Origin of the sequence: Sulfitobacter sp. HI0027 (assembly GCF_001634775.1) — a bacterium.
Lineage (GTDB): Bacteria > Pseudomonadota > Alphaproteobacteria > Rhodobacterales > Rhodobacteraceae > Sulfitobacter.
Genome location: NZ_LWER01000263.1, coordinates 1 through 404, shown reverse-complemented (window position 1 = coordinate 404; position 404 = coordinate 1). Strand labels below are relative to the sequence as shown.

General features: G+C 58.9%; 1 protein-coding gene. It reads right to left on the bottom strand.

Features of this window, described 5'->3' with window-relative positions:
* Nucleotides 1-22: 22 nt before the first annotated feature.
* A complete protein-coding gene (locus A3722_RS15225; protein WP_067916278.1) occupies nt 23-325 on the bottom strand; it encodes a hypothetical protein in 303 nt (100 codons plus the stop codon).
* Nucleotides 326-404 lie beyond the last annotated feature (79 nt).

Genomic DNA, 404 nt, shown 5'->3' with positions numbered 1-404 from the left:
CCCCCGACAGGATCGTCGCAGTCTATAATGGCGCCGGTAAGGGCAACACCTCTTGAGAAGAGGTGTTGCCCTTACCGGCGCCATTATAGACTGCGACGATCCTGTCGGGGGTGGTGAGCATCTTGCCCAGTTCCAGGCTCCAGGCCGCATCGGGCCATAGGCTGGTGGAATTGCCGATGCACATCAGCCGCACATCGGCCTGCGCCACCCGCGCCCCATTGGGCCAAATCTTGTAGCCCCCGCTGAAATGGCCGTGATCGCCTTTAGGGCTGACGGCACTCAGATAGGGGTCATAAAGACCGATCGGATCCGGGTCGCGTGTCATAAAAGCCCTAACGACTTTGCCTTAGGTGACCGAATATTCGGCTTCGCCCACGACCATATCTACCACTGTGCAGATCCAC